Genomic DNA, 13,852 nt, shown 5'->3' on the forward strand with positions numbered 1-13,852 from the left:
CCGTCAGCCGGCGGGGTCTTCGTGGAGGGCCGCGTCCGCGGGACCCGTGGTGAAGCGGGTGAAGCGGACCTGGAGCCCGGCGCGCTCGGGGGAGCAGCAGAACGGGCCGGCGGTGGCGGTCGCGCCGGGCTCCAGCGGCGCGAGCCGGACCATGCGCCAGGGGTGCTCCGGTGTCCGCGCGCGGACGGTCACCGCGTCACCCGCGCGGCTGGCCCGGACCGTGACGAGGCGGCCGTGCCAGTCGGGAACCGGGGACAGCGACCAGTCGGAACGGCCGTGGGTGACCACGGCGCCGAGGTGCGGCACGCCGTCGCTCATCTCCACGCCGGCCTTGATCCAGGTGTGCGCGTCGACGCGGATCATGAGGCCGGCCTGGTCGTACAACGCGTCGAACGCGGCCACGAACGTCACCTCCACCGCCGAGCCGGCGGGGAAGCCGGTGAGCAGCGCGTGACCGTCGTCCCGGACGAAGCCGTAGCCGGTGGTCCGCCAGAAGTCGCTGCGGTCCCGGGCGGTGACGAGCAGGTCCGTGCCGTCGACGGCGGTGGCCGCGGGCGGATTGAGCCAGGCGGCGTCGTCCCAGGCGATGTCGTGCCGGTGGCCCATGTGTCGTCCTAACGCGGTGGTGACGAGGTGCCGGAGGGGTGCCGGCCGTGGCCTCCCGCCCCGTGCCCGGGCCGCGAGGGCTCGAAGGGTCGGGTGATCGGGGATCAGGGGAGCAGCAGAGCACGGATGAGGGGATCGGGGATGAGGGAATCGGGGATCAGGGGATCAGGGGATCAGGGGATCAGGCAAGATCCTTCAGGCTGGGGCGGTACTTGTCCAGGCCGACCCGTGAGGACGGCCCGCGCCGTGCCGTGCGGCCACTCCGGCCGGCGGTGGCCGAGGTGCGGCCTCGCTACCGGTGGTCGTGGCGGAGATACTGACCGCGACCGCGCCGCCGAACGAACGGACCACCTGCGCAGATGCCCCCCATCGCGGACCTCGGCGAGAGCGCCGACGCCTATGCCTGCACTCCGCTCCTCAACTGCCTGCTGCGCGAGGTCGCCCGCCCCGCGGACGGCCGGAACGACGGTGGCCCGGACGGAGGCGGCGTCGGCCTCGGCGGGAGCGACGGAGGGCGGCGTGTGCACCGGCTGGCGGGCAGTGGCCGGCTGCTGCGGGTGCTCGGCGCCCGCCGCCCCGCCGAACCGGAGGTGCGCGACGGCCACGGCTGGCGGCGGCTCGACCACGCGGAACTGGTCAAGCTGGCCGCCGAGGAGCTCCGCCTGCACACCGGACTCACCAACGACGAACTGCCCGGCGAGATGCTCGACAGCCGCAACGCCGTCGCCGCCCTGCTCGCCGCCCGCGCCACCGCCACCGCGCCGGCCGACCCCTATCTCCGCTCCGAACAGGCCCTCGTCACCGGCCATCCCTGCCACCCGGCGCCCAAGGCCCGCGGCGGCGGCCCCGCAGCGGCGTGGCTGCCGTACGCGCCCGAGGCGCACGCCCGTTTCCCGCTGACCCTGCTCGCCGTCCGGGAGGACACCGTCGTCGAGGAGGGCGACACCGAAGCCCTGGACGCGATGGACGCCCTGGACGCGATGGGCGCCCTGCGCGCCGGGGACGCCTTGGGCGTCCCGGACGTCCGGGACGCATCGGACGTCCGGGGCGGGGTCCCGCGCGGCTACCGGCTGCTCCCCGCCCACCCTTGGCAGCTGGAGCTGGTGGCCGGCAGTCCCGGGATCCGCCGGGCCTTCGCCGACGGACGGCTGCTGCGCCTGGGGGTCACCGCCCAGCACGCCTGGCCCACCGCCGCCGTGCGCACCGTCCACCTGCCCGGAGCGGACCTGTTCGCCAAGTTCAGCCTGGACGTGCGGATCACCAACGACGTGCGACGGCTGTGGCGTCACGACCTGCTGCGCCTGCGCCGCACCGACGCCACCGTGACCACCGCGCTGGCCGCCCTGCCCGCGGCGCAGTCGGCGGGCGCCGCCTGGCTCAGCGACCGGGGCTACCGGACCGCCTCCTTCGCCTACGAGGAACTGGCCGTCCTGGTCCGGGACGGCCTGGGCGCGCACCTGCCGCCGGGCTCCACCGCGCTGCTCGCCGCGGCCCTCGCCGAGGGCTTCGACGGCAACCCGCTGGACCGGCTGGGCGACGACCCCGAGCCGTGGTGGTCGGCGTACCTGCGCCACACGGTCCCGCCCGTCCTGCACCTGTTCCACCGGCACGGCGTCGTGCTCGAGGCCCACCTGCAGAACTGCCTGATCGCCGTCGACACCGCCGGGCGGCCGGTGCGCGCCCTCTTCCGCGACGCCGAGGGCGTCAAGACGGTGCCGCCGGCCGGCCGTGCGGCGGGCTGGGAACGCCTGGTCTACTGCCTGATCGTGAACCACCTGGGCGAACTGGCCGGAGCCCTGCGGGAACGGCACCCGGCGTTCGACCCGTGGCCCGCGGTCCGCCGTGAGCTGGACCGGCACGACGTCCCCGAGGCCCGCGAGCTGCTCACCCGGCCCACCCTCCCCGGCAAGACCAACCTGCTGCTGCGCTGGACCGGGGCCGACGGGGCCGACGCCCGCTACCTCCCACTGCCGAACCCGCTGGCGCGACCGGTGTGAGCGGACGGCCGCCCGCACGGAGCTGCGACCGGGGCCGGGAGGCCTCACCCTGGGAAGTGGCCGCACCCGGCAAGCGGTGCGACCCCGGTCCGCCGAGTACAGCGAGGAGCCGACGATGGCCAGGAGCGGTGGCGGTGACAAGAAGCTGGGCAAGGGCGACAAGGTCGCCTGGAGCAGTCACGGCAGCGAGACCGAGGGGAAGGTGGAGAAGAAGATCACCGAGCGGACGGAGGCCGCGGGACGCACCGTGGACGCCTCGTCGGAGGACCCGCAGTACCAGGTCCGCAGCGAGAAGTCGGGCAGGTCCGCGGTGCACAAGCCGTCCTCGCTGAAGAAGAAGAAGTGACCGGCGTGGACGACGACGAGCGGAAGCGGACCTGGTCCGAGTTCGGCGAGCTGGTGAACATGAAGCCGGCCGACCTGGAGAAATGGCTGGCCTCCCCGGAGTCCGAGGCCGCTGGGCAGCACAAGGACGGCGGCGAGTCGACCGGCCACGCCTCGGGCCGCAGGATCGCGGAGATCCAGCACACCCGGAAGAGCGACCTCACCGACGACGACTACCTGCACATGCGCAAGGTCGTCGGCTACGTCCGGCGCCACCTCGCCCAGCGGCCCTCGGGTGACGTGCGGGAGACCCGCTGGAGGTACTCGCTCATGAACTGGGGCCACGACCCGCTGGCCTGACCGCCCCGGCCGCCCGGTTACGATGCCCCCTTCGTGCCGAAGGCCCGGAACACCCGGCGCGCCGCCCCCTCCGCGGGGCGCGGACGCGCCGGATCCGGCCCGAACGGCAAGGCGAACGACCGGTAGGGCCTGGGAGAATGCTGAGAGAGGTCGCTGTCACGCGCTACGTCGCGCCCCTGCGGACCGGCGGATCCGTGCCCGGGGTCGTCGAGGCGGACGACCTCGGCACCTACGTCGTCAAGTTCACCGGCTCCGCGCAGGGCCGCAAGGCGCTGGTCGCCGAGGTGATCGTCGGGGAACTGGGCCGCCGGCTGGGCCTGCGGGTGCCGGAACTCGTGCGGGCCCACTTCGACCCCGCCCTCGGCGCGCACGAGCCGCACGCCGAGGTCCGCGGCCTGCTGGAGGCCAGCGCGGGACTCAACCTCGGCATGGACTACCTCTCCGGCGGCGCCGACCTCACCCCCGAGCTCGCCGCGACCTTCCGCGTCGACCCCCTGGAGGCGGGCCGCGTCGTCTGGCTCGACGCCCTCACCGCCAACGTCGACCGCACGGTGCACAGCTCCAACCTGATGGTGTGGCCCACCCGCGGCACCGCCCCCGCCCGCCTCTGGCTGATCGACCACGGCGCGGCCCTGGTCTTCCACCACCGCTGGGACGGGACCGCCCCGGACAAGGTGTACGACTTCCGCCACCACGCGCTGGGCCGGTACGCCCCGGACACCCGGGCCGCCGATGCCGAGCTGGCGCCCCGGGTCACCGAGGAACTGCTGCGCGAGGTGGTCGCCGAGGTGCCCGACGAATGGCTGGCCGGCGAGCCGGGCTTCGCGGACCCGCAGGCGGTCCGCGACGCCTACGCCGGGTGGCTGGCCGCCCGGGCCGCCTCCTCGGCCGCCTGGCTGCCCACCGACTTCCCCAACGGCGACCAGCTCGCCGCGGAGGAGTACGCCCGCCGTGAGAAGAGCCGCCAGGGACGCCCCGGATGGCTCCAGCGCGTCCCCGACCTGCACGGCAAGCCGGGCGCCGAACAGGACTGGTCCGTCCACCTGGACGGAACCGGCTGACCGCTCCGGCCGGGAGTCAGCCCCCGGACCTGGGCGCGAACGCCCCGGACCTCGGCGCGCCCCGCCCCCGGACCCCCCGGACCCGCGCGTGCCGTCCGCGGGCCGCGCGCCCCGTCCCCGCCCCCGGACGCGCTTCGTTCGCGGGCCTCCGTTCCCGGACCCGCCCCCGCCGGACCTGGTTGCGGCTCGGACCTTAGCGTGCCCCGCCCCCGCCCCCGCCCGTCCTCGGGCCTCCGTTCCGGGTACCCGCCTCCGCCGGACCTGGTTGCGGCTCGGACCTGAACGCGCCCCGGCGCCGGGGCCGACCCCGACGGTGAGGCGCGCGGGGCCGGCACCGGGGCGACCGTGGGTCCGGGCCGTGTCAGCCCGCCAGGTGCCCGTAGGCCGGCAGGGTGAGGAACTCCTCGTACTCCTCGTCCAGCGCCACCTTCAGCAGCAGGTCGTGTGCCTCCTGCCAGTGACCCGCCGTGAACGCCTCCTCACCCAGCTCGGCCCGCAGGTTCGCCAGCTCCTCGGCGGCGACCCGGCGGGTCAGCTCCGGGGTGGCCTTCTCGCCGTCCTCGAACTCGACGCCCGCGTTGATCCACTGCCAGATCTGCGACCGGGAGATCTCGGCGGTGGCCGCGTCCTCCATCAGGTTGAAGATCGCCACCGCGCCCAGCCCGCGCAGCCACGCCTCGATGTACCGCATCCCCACCTGGACCGCGTTGACCAGGCCGGCGTAGGTCGGCCGCGCCTCCAGCGAGTCGACCGCCAGCAGGTCGGCCGCCCGCACGTCGACCTCCTCGCGCAGCCGGTCCTTCTGGTGCGGCCGGTCGCCCAGCACCGCGTCGAAGGACGCCTCGCACAGCGGCACCAGGTCGGGGTGGGCGACCCACGAGCCGTCGAAGCCGTCGCCCGCCTCCCGGTCCTTGTCCGCCCGCACCTTCTCCAGGGCGACCTTGTTGACCTCCTCGTCACGCCGGGAGGGGATGAACGCGGCCATGCCGCCGATCGCGTGCGCACCCCGCCGGTGGCAGGTGCGGACCAGGAGTTCCGTGTAGGCGCGCATGAACGGGGCCGTCATGGTGACCGCGTTGCGGTCCGGCAGCACGAAGCGCGGCCCGCAGTCGCGGAAGTTCTTCACGAGGGAGAACAGGTAGTCCCAGCGGCCCGCGTTCAGCCCCGAGGCGTGGTCGCGCAGCTCGTACAGGATCTCCTCCATCTCGTAGGCGGCCGTGATGGTCTCGATCAGCACCGTCGCCCGCACCGAGCCCTGGGGCACGCCGAGCGCGTCCTGCGCGTGGACGAAGACGTCGTTCCACAGGCGCGCCTCCAGGTGCGACTCCAGCTTCGGCAGGTAGAAGTACGGGCCCTTGCCCATCTCCAGCAGGCGGCGGGCGTTGTGGAAGAAGTACAGCCCGAAGTCGACCAGGGCTCCCGGCACCTTCTCGCCGTCGACCTCAAGGTGATGCTCGTCCAGATGCCAGCCGCGCGGCCGCGTCACCACCGTCGCCAGTTCCTCGTCCGGCCGCAGCGCGTACGACTTGCCGGACGCGGCGTCGGTGAAGTCGATGTCCCGGTGGTAGGCGTCGATCAGGTTGAGCTGCCCGGTCACCACGTTCTCCCAGGTGGGGGAGAGGGCGTCCTCGAAGTCGGCGAGCCAGACCCGCGCACCCGAGTTGAGCGCGTTGATCGTCATCTTGCGGTCGGTGGGTCCGGTGATCTCCACCCGGCGGTCCCGCAGCGCCTCGGGACACGGAGCCACCCGCCAGGTGTCGTCGTCCCGGATCGCGGCGGTCTCCGCCAGGAAGTCGAGGGAGGCGGTGCGGGCGATCTCGGCACGGCGCCGGGCACGGCGCTCGAGCAGTTCGTCGCGCCGGGGGGTGAAACGGCGGTGCAGCCCCGCCACGAAGGCGAGGGCCTCATCGGTCAGAACCTCCTCCTGCCGCGGCAGGGGCTCGGCGTCGACGACGGTGGCCGGGGACGGCGCGGGTGCGGACATCAGCGGACTCCTTCAGCAGAGGCACGTGCGGAACTTCTGACAAGTGGACACCAGATTCCCCATGGCGGAAAGGGAAGTTCAACGCTCCGGTCGTAGCCGGACCAGATCGGACACCGTGTCGATGTCGCGGGGATCGGCCACGTCCGCGCACTCCACCAGCGCGACCTCCGCCTCGCGCGCCCTAAGGTAGGCGCGTGCCCCCTGATCGCCCTCCGCACGCGCGGCGATTCCCGCCCAGTGCGCGGCGCCGAACAGCACCGGGTGGCCGCGTACACCGGCGTACGCCGCCGAGACCAGGGCCCGGGGCAGTGCTGACGGCCCTTCGGCCAGGCTCGCCTCCAGCACCCGGCGGACGGCCCGCCCGCCGACGCCGGGCTGGTCCACCAGCAACACCAGCGCGGCCCCCGCGCCGGTCCCCTCCAATGACGCGAGTCCGGCGCGGAGCGAGGCGCCCATGCCCTCCTCCCAGTGCGGGCTGTCCACCAGTACGCAACCGGGCAGCCGGGCCCGCGCCCGGACCTGGTCGGCGCCGGCGCCGAGGACCACGTGCACACGGCCGCAGCCGCCGGCGCGCAACGCCCCGGCCGCCCGCTCGACCAGCAGGGCGCCGCGGTCCTCCAGCAAGGCCTTGGGACGGCCCCCGAGCCGCCGCCCGCCGCCCGCCGCGAGCAGCAGACCGGCGACCTCGGCGGGGGTGTCGTGGCCGGAGTGAGTTCCTGTCATGGGTACTGCATACCTGACCTGCGCGAACGACGTCTCCGTCCTGTGGACGACCGGCAGTTTCGTTGCCGGGAGTGAACCCTATGGGTGGAATTTGTCTCCTTGGAGTGGCGCGACGGCTGCGGGGTGGCGTTTACTGGCTGCCCCGCGTTTCTCGGCGCCCGACCAGCGCCGTGGGCGGGAGGGGTTGCGCATGAGGGAGCGCAGGATCTGCGAGCCGGCTCGTGCCCCTAGTTCCCAGGGGAGTCGACGTGCGACACACGATGCCCGGCCGACGACGTAAGGGGGAGTGCGGTGTTGCGGAGCTTGGAGCGTCCGCCGGCCGAAGGCCGGGGGGAGGACCCGCGGGTGGCGGGGCTGAAGAGTGCCGTGGCGCGGCTGCGGCGTGAACTGGCCGCCTACCGGTCGGAGTTCACCGACCGGGCGGTGGCGGAGGAGGAGATCGCGGGTCTCGCCGCACTCGCGGCCGAGGGATCGCCCGATCCGGCCCGGCTGCGGCGCTCGCTGCTGCTGATCGCCGGGGCGGTCGGTTCGGTCTCCGCGCTCGCCGGAGGCATGCGCGAGGTCCGCCGGGCCGTGGAGCAGTTCGACTCCCCGACGCCGGCGGTCTGACGGGGTGTCGTGAGGGGTGTCGTGAAGGGGTGTTCTGACGGGGTGTTCTGACGGGGATGTCCGGCGTTCGGCTCCCCGGCCACCGTGGCCGGGGAGCCGAACGCCGGACGCGTGTCACAGGGCGGCGGCCCCCTGGAGCGTCTCGCCCAGTTCGGCCGCCACCTCGCGCAGCACCGGCACGATCCGTGCCGTCGCCTCGTCCGTGACCCGCCCGGCCGGCCCCGACACCGACAGCGCCGCCCGGGTCGGCGATCCCGGCACGGCCACGGCCAGGCAGCGGACGCCCACCTCCTGCTCGTTGTCGTCCACCGCGTAACCCGCCCGCCGGACCTCCTCCAGCGCCGCGAGGAACACGTCCGGGCTGGTGATGGTCCGGTCCGTCGCGGCAGGCATCCCGGTACGGGCGAGCAGCGCCCGCACCTCCTCCGGCGAGGAGTCCGCCAGCAGCGCCTTGCCGACACCGGTGGAGTGCGGCAGCACCCGGCGTCCGACCTCGGTGAACATCCGCATCGAGTGCTTCGACGGCACCTGTGCCACGTACACCGCCTCGTCGCCGTCCAGCAGCGCCATGTTGGCGGTCTCGCCGGTCTCCTCGACCAGCCGGGCCAGGTAGGGGCGGGCCCACGACCCCAGCAGCCGGGAGGCGGACTCGCCGAGCCGGATCAGCCGGGGCCCGAGCGCGTAACGGCGGCTCGGCTGCTGGCGGGCGTAACCGCAGGCGACCAACGTGCGCATCAGCCGGTGGATGGTCGGCAGCGGCAGTCCGCTGCCCGCCGCCAGTTCGCTCAGCCCGACCTCGCCGCCCGCGTCCGCCATCCGCTCGAGCAGGTCGAACGCGCGCTCCAGGGACTGGACCGATCCACTCGGGGAGCTGGACGTGGGCACGGGCATGGTCCTTTCGGCGGGTGCGGGAACGGGGGAAGCGTAGCCGCAACGGCAGCGGCGCGGTCCGGCCCGGTCGCTCCCGGCCGCCCACGGCCCACCCCGGCTTCCCCTGGCCGCTCTTGACGCGGTGGACGCCCGGGGGGAATCCTTCAACAAATCGTTGAAGCCGGCGTCGCGTCGCGCGGAGCGTGGAGCGGAGCGTGAAGAGGAGGGCCGTCCTCGTGCCCGAGGCAGAGCCGCCCGAGAACCGGACTCCGGAGGACCGGACTCCCGACAACCGGACACCCGGGAGCGAGCCGTCCGGGAGCGAGCCGTCCGGGGCGGAGCTGGTGGTGCGCTCCACCCGCGTGGTCACACCAGAGGGGATCCGCGCCGCCCAGGTCCGCGTCCGCGGCGGTGTGATCACCGAGGTCCTCGCCCACGACGCCCCCGTCCCGCCGGGAGCCTTCCTCGAGGACATCGGGGACCTGGCGCTGCTGCCCGGTCTGGTGGACACCCACGTCCATGTCAACGACCCCGGCCGGGCGCACTGGGAGGGCTTCCGGTCCGCCACCCGGGCCGCCGCGGCCGGCGGCGTCACCACGCTGATCGACATGCCGCTCAACTCCCTCCCGCCCACCACCACACCGCACCACCTCGAGATCAAGCGGGAGGCGGCCCGGGGCCGCGTCCACGTGGACGTCGGCTTCTGGGGCGGCGCCGTCCCGGACAACACCGGGCGCCTCCGCCCGCTCCACGAGGCCGGGGTCTTCGGCTTCAAGGCCTTCCTCTCGCCCTCCGGCGTCGAGGAGTTCCCGGAACTGGACCGCGGACGGCTGGCCCACGCCATGGCGGCGATCGCCGCCTTCGACGGCCTGCTGATCGTGCACGCCGAGGACCCCCACCGCCTCGCCGAGGCCCCGCAGCGCGGCGGTCCCCGGTACGCCGACTTCCTCGCCTCCCGGCCCCGGCACGCCGAGGACGGGGCGATCGCCCAGGTCCTGGAGCTGGCGCGCGAAACCGGGGCGCGGGTGCACATCCTGCACCTCTCCTCCTCCGACGCCCTGCCGCTGATCGCGGCGGCCCGCGCCGACGGGGTGCCGGTCACCGTGGAGACCTGCCCCCACTACCTCACCCTCGCCGCCGAGGAAGTCCCCGACGGGGCCAGCGAGTTCAAATGCTGCCCGCCGATCCGCGAGGCGGCCAACCAGGACCTGCTGTGGAAGGGCCTGGCCGACGGAACCGTCGACTGCGTGGTCACCGACCACTCCCCTTCCACCGCGGACCTCAAGACCGCGGACTTCGCCACCGCGTGGGGCGGCATCTCGGGCCTGCAGCTCAGTCTGTCCGCCGTGTGGACCGAGGCGCGGCGCCGCGGGCACGGCCTGGGCGACGTGGTGCGCTGGATGTCCGCGCACACCGCCGCCCTCGCCGGGCTGGACCGCAAGGGCGCCGTCGCCGCCGGACGTGACGCCGACCTGGTGGCGCTCGACCCCGACGCGTCGTTCACCGTCGACCCGGCCGGACTCCAGCACCGCAACCCGGTCACCGCGTACGCCGGCCGCACCCTCCAGGGCGTCGTCCGCGCCACCTGGCTGCGCGGGCGGAGGATCTACCTGGACGGCACGTTCACCGAACCCGCCGGACGCCTGCTGCGCCACCGGCCCACCGCAGAAAGGCAGGACACCTCCCCGTGACGGCGATCCCCCGCTTCACCGGCCCCGCCGAGCCCTACCGAGGCGGCGACCCGTACGCCGACCACCGCTCGGCCGAGTTCCCCTTCGCCGTCCTGCCCGACCTGGCCGACCGGCGGCTCGGCGGGGCGGTGATCGCCGCCAACGACGAGTTCTTCGCCCCACGGGAGAACCTGCTGCTGCCGGGCAGGCCCGCGTTCGAGCCGGACACCTTCGGCCACAAGGGCAAGGTGATGGACGGCTGGGAGACCCGTCGGCGGCGCGGCGCGTCGGCCGCCGAGCCGTGGCCCGCCGCCGACGACCACGACTGGGCGCTGGTGCGCCTGGGCGCCCCCGGCGTGGTCCGCGGCGTCGTCGTGGACACCGCGCACTTCCGGGGCAACCACCCCCAGGAGATCTCCGTCGAGGGCGCCGACGCGCCCGGCACACCCTCCCCGCAGGAACTGCTCGCCGACGACGTGAAATGGACGCCGCTGGTGCCGCGTACCCCGGTCGGCGGTCACGCGGCCAACGGCTTCGCGGTGGGTGTGGAGCTGCGGTCCACCCACCTGAGGCTCCGTCAGTACCCCGACGGCGGCATCGCCCGGCTGAGGGTGCACGGCGAGGTCGTCCCCGACCCCGAGTGGCTGACCGCCCTGGGCGTCCTCGACGTCGTCGCGCTCGCCAACGGCGGCGCGGTCGAGGACGTCTCCGACCGCTTCTACTCACCGGCCGTCCACACCATCCTGCCCGGCCGGTCGGCGCGGATGGACGAGGGCTGGGAGACCCGCCGCCGGCGCGACCGGGGCCACGACCGGATCGACTACCGGCTCACCGCGCAGGCGTCCGTCCGCGCCGTCGAGATCGACACCGCCTGCCTCAAGGGCAACAGCGCCGGCTGGGCGTCCGTCTCCCTGCGCGACGACGCCGGCGGGCGCGGCGGCTCCTGGACCGAGATCGTCCCGTCCACCCGCCTGCAGCCCGACACCAACCACCGCTTCGTGCTGCCCTTCCCGGTGACCGGCACGCACGCCCGGCTCGACGTGCACCCCGATGGGGGGATCTCCCGTCTGCGCCTCCACGGCACCCTCACCCCGGAGGGGACCCGCGCCCTCACCGACCGCCTGCGCGAACTGGGCGGCTGACGCCTCGGAACCTCCGCCCCGCAGGTGCCGCGCCGCCCGCCGGACACTCCTCCGCCCGGCCACCCCTCGGTCCGTCCACCCCTCGGTCCGGCCGGCGCCCGGCGGGGCTCGGAACCCCACGGGCGCCCCGTCCGTTGACCGGTCGGGGGACGAGGGCGTCCGGCCCGGGGCGGAGAGGGGGAGCCGAGATGGCGGACGTGGTGGACCTGCGGCGGTACGGGGAGCGCTTCCGTGCCGACCCGCATCCGGTGTACGAGGAGCTGCGGCGCCGGGGGCCGGTGCACCGGGTGCTGCTGCCCGCGCCGGAGGAGTACGAGACCTGGCTGATCGTGGGCCACCAGGAGGCGCGTGCCGCGCTCGGCGACCCACGGCTGGCCAAGGACCCCGCGAAGCTGGGCATGACCGGCCTCGACGAGGACCCGATCGGCAGACACCTGCTCTTCGCCGACCCGCCGCGGCACACCCGGTTGCGGCACCTGGTGTCCAAGGCGTTCACGCCGCGCCGGGTCGAGGCGCTGGAGCCGCGCGTCCAGGAGATCACCGACGAACTGCTCGACCGGATGCTCCCCGCGGGCCACGCGGACCTGGTGGAGTCGCTCTCCTACCCGCTGCCCATGGCCGTGATCTGCGAGCTCCTCGGCGTCCCCGAGGACGACCGCGCCGACTTCCGCAGCGTGTCCACCGACGCGGTGGCGCCGGCCACCGAGGCCGACGGGCGCAAGGCCGCCGGGATCTTCGCCGAGTTCCTGACCGGACTCGTCGAGGACAAGCGGTGCGCCGGTCCCGGCGACGACCTGTTGAGCGACCTGATCCGCGTCTCCACCGAGGACGGCGACCGCCTCTCCTCCGGCGAACTCACCGCCATGGCCTTCCTGCTGCTGCTGGCCGGCCACGAGACCACGGTGAACCTGATCACCACCGGGGTCCACGCACTGCTCACGCACCCCGGGCAACTGGCCCTGCTCCGTTCGGACATGTCACTGCTCGGGGGAGCGGTCGAGGAGACCCTCCGCCACGAGGGGCCGGTGGAGACGGCCACCTTCCGCTTCGCCGCCGAACCGCTGGAGGTGGGCGGAGTGCGCATCGCGCGGGGCGAACAGGTGTTGGTGGGCCTCACCGCGGCCAACCGCGACCCCGCCCGCCACCCCGACCCGCACCGTTTCGACATACGCCGCCGGAACGCGGGCCACCTCGCCTTCGGGCACGGGATCCACTTCTGCCTGGGCGCGCCGCTCGCCCGGCTGGAGGGGCGGATCGCGATCGGCTCCCTGCTGCGGAGGGCGCCCGGGCTGGCCCTCGACGGCCCGCCCGGCGCCTGGCTGCCGGGCATGCTCGTGCGCGGCCTGCGCACCCTGCCCGTGCGGTGGTGACGCGGCCCGCGCCGGGCCGGTTGTGCGGTGGTGGTCACACGGCCCGCGCCGGGTCCGCGTCGCCGGGACGGCGCAGGCCGTCGGGTCAGCGCATGCCGTCGGGTCAGCGCATGCCGTCGGGGATCTCGCCGAGGTGGACGGGCCGCCGCTCCCGGCGGGAGAGCTCGCACGCCTCGGCGATCCTCAGCGCCTCCAGCGCCTGCCGGCCGTCGCACGGATTGGGCCGGGCGCCGCGGACCACGTCCAGGAAGGTGTACAGCTCCGCCTGGAAGGCCGGGGCGAACCGCTCGAGGAACCCGGTCCAGGGCTTCTCCGCCGGGGACGGCCCCCCGGGTCCGGCCGAGAAGAACGGCGTGCGCTCGTCGAGCCCCACCACCACCTGGTCCAGCTCGCCGGCCAGCTCCATCCGCTGGTCGTAGCCCGCGCCGTTGAGGCGGGTCCCGGTCACGGTGGCCAGCGTGCCGTCGTCCAGGGTGAGCACCACCGCCGCCGTGTCCACCTCCCCGGCGTCCCGGAACATCGGCGGCCCGGCGGCCGACCCGGCCGCGTACACCTCGGACACCTCCCGGCCGGTCACCCAGCGGAGTGTGTCGAAGTCGTGGATCAGCACGTCCCGGTACAGCCCGCCGTGGAGCGCCAGGTGTCCGGCCGGAGGCGGCGCCGGCTCCGCGGTCAGGGCCCGCACCGTGTGCAGCCGCCCCAGCCGGCCGTTCCACACGGCCTCCTGCGCGGCCACGTGGGACGCGTCGAAGCGGCGCTGGAAGCCCATCTGGAGCACCGTGCCCGCCGCCTCGACGTCGGCGATCGCCTCCAGCGTGGACCACAGGTCCAGCGCTATCGGCTTCTCGCAGAAGACGGGCAGCCCGTAGCGGGCGGCGCGCCGGATCAGGTCGGAGTGCGCGGAGGTCGCGGCGGTGACGACCACCGCGTCGACGCCCCAGTTGAACACCTCGTTCACACCGGGCGCCACCGTCGCCCCCAGCCGCTGGCCGATCTCGTGTGCCCGCTCCTGGTCCGTGTCGGTGACGACCAGGGACCCCACCTCGCTGTGACGGCTGAGGACGTGGGCGTGCAGGGCGCCGATCCGTCCCGTGCCGATGACTCCGATGCGCATGAGGACAAAAAATGGCCTTCAC

Annotated in this window: 13 protein-coding genes; 8 read left to right on the top strand and 5 right to left on the bottom strand. The window is 74.5% G+C overall.

Going from position 1 to position 13,852, the window contains the following annotated elements:
* Window positions 1-3 precede the first annotated feature (3 nt).
* Window positions 4-606 carry a DUF1349 domain-containing protein gene (locus tag GBN72_RS02730; RefSeq protein ID WP_151769997.1) on the bottom strand — a complete coding sequence of 201 codons (603 nt, stop codon included), beginning with the start codon at window positions 604-606 and terminating at the stop codon, window positions 4-6.
* Window positions 607-965: 359 nt separating this feature from the next.
* Between GBN72_RS02730 and GBN72_RS02735 the strand changes: the two genes are divergently transcribed.
* The 4 genes from GBN72_RS02735 (at window position 966) to GBN72_RS02750 (ending at window position 4,348) form a co-directional block, all read left to right on the top strand.
* Window positions 966-2,603, top strand: a complete 1,638-nt coding sequence (locus GBN72_RS02735) for an IucA/IucC family protein (protein WP_151769998.1) — start codon at window positions 966-968, stop codon at window positions 2,601-2,603.
* A gap of 115 nt (window positions 2,604-2,718) precedes the next feature.
* Window positions 2,719-2,949, top strand: a complete 231-nt coding sequence (locus GBN72_RS02740; protein WP_151769999.1) for a hypervirulence associated TUDOR domain-containing protein — start codon at window positions 2,719-2,721, stop codon at window positions 2,947-2,949.
* Window positions 2,950-2,954: 5 nt separating this feature from the next.
* Window positions 2,955-3,287: a DUF3140 domain-containing protein gene (locus GBN72_RS02745; protein ID WP_151770897.1), complete on the top strand. Its 333-nt coding sequence runs from the start codon at window positions 2,955-2,957 to the stop codon at window positions 3,285-3,287.
* A gap of 137 nt (window positions 3,288-3,424) precedes the next feature.
* Complete coding sequence (locus tag GBN72_RS02750; RefSeq protein WP_151770000.1) at window positions 3,425-4,348, top strand: HipA family kinase; 924 nt, start codon at window positions 3,425-3,427, stop codon at window positions 4,346-4,348.
* A 361-nt stretch (window positions 4,349-4,709) separates the two neighbouring features.
* Here GBN72_RS02750 and aceB read toward each other — a convergent pair whose 3' ends face one another.
* Together aceB and GBN72_RS02760 are read right to left on the bottom strand one after the other, a co-directional pair.
* On the bottom strand, window positions 4,710-6,332 hold the full coding sequence (gene aceB, locus GBN72_RS02755; RefSeq protein WP_151770001.1) for a malate synthase A: 1,623 nt from the start codon (window positions 6,330-6,332) through the stop codon (window positions 4,710-4,712).
* 78 nt (window positions 6,333-6,410) lie between these two features.
* Entirely contained in the window at window positions 6,411-7,055 is a 645-nt protein-coding gene (locus tag GBN72_RS02760; protein WP_151770002.1) for a nucleotidyltransferase family protein, read from the bottom strand.
* A 345-nt stretch (window positions 7,056-7,400) separates the two neighbouring features.
* Between GBN72_RS02760 and GBN72_RS02765 the strand changes: the two genes are divergently transcribed.
* The gene (locus tag GBN72_RS02765; RefSeq protein WP_369695870.1) at window positions 7,401-7,664 is read left to right on the top strand and encodes a DUF5955 family protein; all 264 of its coding nucleotides are present in this window, start codon (window positions 7,401-7,403) and stop codon (window positions 7,662-7,664) included.
* Between the two features lie 114 nt (window positions 7,665-7,778).
* Here the strand turns inward: GBN72_RS02765 and GBN72_RS02770 are convergent, their stop codons facing one another.
* Window positions 7,779-8,555 (bottom strand): IclR family transcriptional regulator, encoded by a 777-nt coding sequence (locus tag GBN72_RS02770; protein ID WP_151770004.1) that lies wholly within the window; start codon window positions 8,553-8,555, stop codon window positions 7,779-7,781.
* 320 nt (window positions 8,556-8,875) lie between these two features.
* Here GBN72_RS02770 and allB point away from each other — a divergent pair, with 320 nt between their 5' ends.
* The 3 genes from allB to GBN72_RS02785 all read left to right on the top strand — a co-directional run bounded on the left by allB (window position 8,876) and on the right by GBN72_RS02785 (window position 12,716).
* Window positions 8,876-10,225 (top strand): allantoinase AllB, encoded by a 1,350-nt coding sequence (gene allB / locus GBN72_RS02775; protein ID WP_246212333.1) that lies wholly within the window; start codon window positions 8,876-8,878, stop codon window positions 10,223-10,225.
* Window positions 10,222-11,346 carry an allantoicase gene (gene alc / locus GBN72_RS02780; RefSeq protein WP_151770006.1) on the top strand — a complete coding sequence of 375 codons (1,125 nt, stop codon included), beginning with the start codon at window positions 10,222-10,224 and terminating at the stop codon, window positions 11,344-11,346. The genes allB and alc overlap by 4 nt, the downstream gene beginning before the upstream one ends.
* A gap of 188 nt (window positions 11,347-11,534) precedes the next feature.
* Complete coding sequence (locus GBN72_RS02785) at window positions 11,535-12,716, top strand: cytochrome P450 family protein (RefSeq protein ID WP_174887058.1); 1,182 nt, start codon at window positions 11,535-11,537, stop codon at window positions 12,714-12,716.
* A gap of 103 nt (window positions 12,717-12,819) precedes the next feature.
* Here the strand turns inward: GBN72_RS02785 and GBN72_RS02790 are convergent, their stop codons facing one another.
* The gene (locus GBN72_RS02790) at window positions 12,820-13,830 is read right to left on the bottom strand and encodes a Gfo/Idh/MocA family protein (protein WP_151770007.1); all 1,011 of its coding nucleotides are present in this window, start codon (window positions 13,828-13,830) and stop codon (window positions 12,820-12,822) included.
* Between the last annotated feature and the right edge of the window lie 22 nt (window positions 13,831-13,852).

The sequence above is a fragment of the Streptomyces abyssomicinicus genome (genome assembly GCF_008974245.1).
Classification (GTDB): domain Bacteria; phylum Actinomycetota; class Actinomycetes; order Streptomycetales; family Streptomycetaceae; genus Streptomyces; species Streptomyces abyssomicinicus.